A 5,132-nucleotide genomic window follows, 5' to 3' on the forward strand; every position below is an offset into this window, starting at 1 on the left:
ATCTTTAGTGATGTAAGCTGAGAGATTTGCACCATCCTTAATCTTAGCTGTGAAGCTCAATTTAACAGCTTTACCGCTGTTTTCTTTCACTTGCTCTTCTGTAAGCGTCAAGGTAATGGTTTGTCCGTCAACCTTGATTTGGTTAGCCTTCAATTCTTTGCCGTTCACGCTTGCACTTGAGGCACCAGCGAATTCGAGAACATCTACCAAGGTATCGGTTACTTCGAAGGCTGTTGCGTCTGTCGGTACAGTTGTGTTGACATTGTAAGTGAAGGTATCGTTACGGTTTACAAGGGTTTCAGCTGGTTTTTCGTTGACATCCTTCTTGATCTCTGGTTCTTTCGGAGTTGGAGGAGTAACTGGGACTACATTAGAATCTTTTCTAAAGCCTGGTTTATTAGGGAAGTCCGCAACGTAGCTTGCCTTGTTTGGAACCTCAGTCTTACCATCTTTGACGTAAGCTGAAAGGTTTGCGCCATCCTTGATCTTAGCCTTGAAGGTTACTTCGATAGACTTGCCAGCATCTGCTTTCACAGAAGCTTCTGCAAATGCAATCTTGATGGTTTGATCTTTGACTGTCACAGTCGCTTTCTTACCAGCGGCTTTTCCATCAATCTTCACGGTTGCAGATCCATCTTTACCTACAAATTGCAAGACATCTTTCAATTCGTCAGTGATTTCAAAGATCGATGCATTAGCTGGCATTTCTGTTGTAAGAGTGTAGGTAAACTCTTCATCACGTTTCGCTAATTCGTAACGTTCTTGACCGTTGACTTTCTTCTTCAACTCAGGTGTTGTGGTTGGAGGAGGAGTTACGGTTACAGGAGTTGATTCTTTCTTAGAATCTGGGTTGTCATTAATGATGAAGCTTGCAGTATTTGGTACTAAAGGCTTGTCTCCAGCTGGATTTGGATAAGCAGCTAGAAGGGCATCATATGAGACATTTTCTTTGATCTTAGCCTTGAAGGTAATATGAACAGCTTTACCTGCATATTTCTTCACTTGGTCTTTATCAAAGGTTACAGTGAGTGTTTGACCGTTGGTTTGAACAGTAAGGTCTGTTGCTTTTTGGCCATCCACTTCGACAGTTGCATCCCCATCAAAGGTTAATTCATTAACCAGTTGGTCTGATACTTCAAACTTATCAGCAACTTCAGGAACTTTCGTGTCGACTGTATAAGTAAAGCTTTCGCTTAATTTATTCAAGTCAGCGTGTTCTTGATTGTTCACTTTCTTCGTGATTGGTGGAGGAGTAACCGTTACTGGTTTTGTCTCTTTCTCACCTTGCTGATCGCTCTTGTTAGTGTAAGTGATTTTAGCTTTGTTTTCAATTGCTTCAGCAGTTGATTCTTTCTTCACTTTCGCCTTGATAACAAGTTCAACTTCTTTATCAGCGTAGTCGCCAGCATTTTCAAAGTCCTTCATCGTAGCCGTTACTGTTTGACCAGTTACTGTTACCGTGAAGAATTTATTAGCTTCACCAGCGATTGTTGCTTCACCAGCTTGGAGATTTTCATCCAAGGTATCTGTGATGACAAATGATTTGTAAGAAGTGATATCGTTTGGCAATTTAGCCTTGATGTTGTAAGTGTAGTCTGTTTCAGCTCCGATAACGGCTGTATCCAGCTTCTCATTGATTTTCTTCTTAACAGTTGGTTCTGATGGAGGAGTAACCGTTACTGGTTTTGTCTCTTTCTCACCACTGTGGTCGTTCTTATCAGTGTAGCTGATCTTCGCTGTGTTCGGGATCTTAACGCGTGTTACACCATCATTGATCTTAGCAGGAATTTCAAGTTCAACTTCTTGACCTGCAAGATCCGCAGCATTTGCAAAGTTCTTCATCGTAGCCGTTACTGTTTGACCTTGAACTTCAACGTCGAAGAAGGCAGCTGCTGCACCTTTAATGACAGGTTTTGTTTCACCTTCATTGATGACAGACAATTCATTTTCCAAGGTATCTGTGATGACAAATTTCTTGTAATCTTTGATGTCTGTTGGAAGTTTTGTCTTAACGTTGTATTTGTATTGTTCTCCTGTCGGGATATCCAAGTGATCAAGGTTTTCATTAATCTTCTTAGTTACAGGAGGAGGAGTAACATGAACTGGAGTTGATTCCACTTCTTTGTCCACATTGCTCTTGTTTGTGTACTCAACTTTCGCTTTGTTGTCAATGACTTTTCCTGACACGCCTTTTTTCACTTTGGCAGGGATGATCAACTCAACAGTTGAGTAGTTAGCAAGATCTTTGAACTTGCCTGGTTTCACAGTAGCTGTAATCGTTTGACCGTTCTTTTCTACTGTGAAGAGATCCGCAGCATCTCCCTTAATAGTTGCTTCTCCATCGAATTCCAAATCGTTATCAAGCGTATCGCTGATGACAAATTTCTTATAAGACGAAACATCTGCAGGGATGGCTGTTGAAATGTTGTAGGTATACGGTTGACCTTCGAAGGTTTGGTAATCTTCTAAGGTTTCATTGATTTTCTTCTCTACCGTTGGTTCTTTTGGTTTCGGCGGAGTAACGGTTACTTCATTAGAAGTTTTCTTGATGTCGTTCAAGGCAACATCTGCCTTGTTAGGCACCTTGATGGTTCCGTTCTTCTTGTACTTGCTCAAGTCAGCATTTGGACGGATCTTAGCCTGGAAGACTAAGTCAAGTTTTTTAACTTCATCTCCACCACGACGGTTGACCAAACGTGTCAAACGATCCATACCAGCTTTATCCAAGTTGATTTCAACTGTTTGATCTCTTAAGGTCGTCGCATTAGTAAGGGCCGCATAAGTTTTTCCATCAATAGTTGCTTTAATGGTACTTTCTTGAACTTCCAATTCTGGAACGACTGTATCGGTTACAGTGAACTTGTCAGCTGTACCTGGCCATGGAACAGACACCTTGTATTCGAAGAGTTCATCTTCTGTTGCAAGGTCCGCATGCTCTTTTTCGTTTACTTTCTTCTCGATGTCAGTTGACAATGGAGGTTTTACATAAACAGGGTTTGAACGACGGATGGTGCTTGGCTTGTCTGCTGTCTTAGCGTGAGGGTCTGGGTTTGGAGAATCATCTTCGCCATTCCACATGATATTCCCTTGGTTGACCAAACCAAAGCCGTTGCTATCTTGAAGAAGAGCTAAGTAATTCTTACTTGCTTGGTCCTTGCGGAATTCTTCTTTCAATTTAACCGTAATCTTGAGCTCTGCTTGTTTCAAGACCAAATAGTTGTAGTTTGTCCCGTCGCTTGGCACATCTGCCACGACGATGTCGCGTTCGTTTCCAGCGCTGTCTTGACCTTTCACGACACGAGTTGTTAGAGGACCATTAGGACCAGTCGCAGAGTGACCTACCACTTCCAAGCGGTAGTCCAATGGGTCTGTTAACATAACGTTCTTCTTGAATTCATAAGGAACGTTGTTGAAGTTGTAGTTTACTGTATACGTAAATTCTTCAGCTTTATCAGACAAGTTAGCTGCATAAGCTGGTTTTTTAGTCAATTGAAGTGGGTCTTCAATGGTACCTGTATCGTTGCTAAGATCTTGGTCTTCGATCTTCTTGGTCGCACTTGGGTAACAGTATTCAAGTTTTTGAACTTCTACTGTTTCGTTGTGACCCCCAATTGTTTGAGTTTCGAAGTCACCAACCTTAAACTTACCAGTCAACTCAGGAACTTGAACTTGTTCTTTAGTTGGTTGGTAACCCGCAGGAGGATCTTGTTCATCATCTTCGTCCACTTGTTCGGCATGAGCTTCTTTACTCAAGTCGTAGTCGAAGTTGTTCTTACCAGGGTTGAAGACACTTTCTGGAACAGAGATGGTAACCTTGTCACCATTCTGTTCAATCTTACCACGGATTTCCTTGGTAGAATCTTTGACCTCAGAAACAATCTTCTTCCCATTGATTCGAACAGCATCTACCTTGTAGCCTGGAGTGACATCAAATTCACCCTTGATATCTTCCTTGACCAAGGCAGCACCAACAGATTCCAAAACGCGAGCTGAGAATTTGTCGATATTGTCTTGTTCATTAACATAGAAGGAAACGTTTTTGCCATTTACTTCTTTATCTGGAGAAGCCATCCCTTGAAGGGCTTCATGGAAGATTTCCTGAACAGAACGGTTGTCTCCGATATTAAAGTAATTACCGAAACCATTCAAGTAGACATCGTAGTACTGAGCCTTATCATTGTTAAACAGTGCTACGTCTTCCCAGAAACCTACAACTACAGTTCCGTTTGACCCAACCACTCCTTTAAGAGTGTTCCCAGCATCTTTTACTTCGTTTACACGACCCATGATGTCTTGGGAAGCTTCAGAAAGTTGGTTATAGCTCCATGCTTTTTGAAGTTTTCGATTTCGAGTGCCACTATAGTCAATTCGAACCTTACCATCAGCGTCACGTTTCCCGTTGGCAACACCGTCGGTAATCACAAGGAAGACTGTCTTACGCTCGTTGGCCATGCTACCTTTGTTAGCATTGTATTGCTTGATAGCATCTTCGATGGCAGGAACTGTTGGAGTTCCCCCTGCTACACTGATGTTGTCGATAAAGCTGTGGATAGCGTTTTGATCTGTCGTCAAACCAGAAGATTTGTATTGATAATCGTATTTCGCACCCCAACCACCATATACATCTGGTTTACCTGTAAAGGTATCGTTGTTGTAATAATTGTATCCATCTACACCTTGGAAGCTAGCAACCATGACACGGTCTGATGTATCCGGATCATCAGTCTTGACCAAACGAGGATTGTTCTCATCGTAGTCTTCTTCACTGACAAATGTCGTTAAGGTCTTCAAGGCCTTTTTAACACTTGGAATGGTGTTAGCGAATGATCCACTCGCATCCTGCAAGATGACCAAGTCAATTGGTTTTCTTGGAAGTCGCCAGTGAATTTCTTCTGTCTTTTCAATCTTGCGCGAACATCCGTTTTGTGTGATCTTGGTGTTCTTGTTTCCTTGCGTGGTAACAATGTTCTCTTCCGCTCGGGCATGAGTTACAAGAGCACTTGTTAAGTTTGCAGGCAAAGACATAAACAAGATTGCAAACAACATGAAAATCTTTTGCCCTGTTGTAAAATGAAGTGCAACAAAAAAGACATGTTCATCTGATATACTAGAGTTGCGAAAAACAGTATAAA

General features: G+C 41.8%; 1 protein-coding gene. It reads right to left on the reverse strand.

Going from position 1 to position 5,132, the window contains the following annotated elements; translation table 11 throughout:
• Positions 1-5,046: isopeptide-forming domain-containing fimbrial protein (locus K1J10_RS09965; RefSeq protein WP_223357197.1), on the reverse strand; the 5,046-nt coding region annotated here is incomplete at its 3' end.
• Between the last annotated feature and the right edge of the window lie 86 nt (positions 5,047-5,132).

The organism is Streptococcus australis (assembly GCF_019930045.1).
In the GTDB taxonomy this organism is placed as follows: domain Bacteria; phylum Bacillota; class Bacilli; order Lactobacillales; family Streptococcaceae; genus Streptococcus; species Streptococcus australis_D.